This is a genomic window from Streptomyces sp. 4F14, from assembly GCF_048159485.1.
Taxonomy (GTDB): Bacteria; Actinomycetota; Actinomycetes; order Streptomycetales; family Streptomycetaceae; genus Streptomyces.
Window position 1 is genome coordinate 1 of the sequence record NZ_JBLRVY010000455.1, and the last position, 304, is coordinate 304.

The following is a 304-nucleotide window of genomic DNA, read 5'->3' on the forward strand; positions in this document are numbered from 1 at the left end:
GCCCTGGACGGTGTCACCGCCGTCTACATCACCCCGCTCGACGCCTCGCCCTCCCCGACCCCCGCCTTCGTCGAACAGGCCGTCGCGCGCGGGGTGCGGCGGCTGGTGCTGCTCTCGGCCCGGGGTACGGACGTGCCCGGCTACTTCGGCCCCGCCTACGAGGACGGCGGACCGCACGGCGAGGGGGAGCGGGCCGTCCGGGCCTCCGGGGTGACCTGGACGATCCTGCGGCCCGGCTGGTTCTCCCAGAACTTCAGCGAGGGCGTCTTCCTCGACGGCGTACGGGACGGGGAACTGGCCCTGC

General features: G+C 74.7%; 1 protein-coding gene. It reads left to right on the forward strand.

Annotated elements, in window-relative coordinates; all coding sequences use genetic code 11:
• The coding region (locus ACLZOT_RS51565; RefSeq protein ID WP_416976187.1) for an SDR family oxidoreductase at positions 1-304 on the forward strand (304 nt) is incomplete at both ends.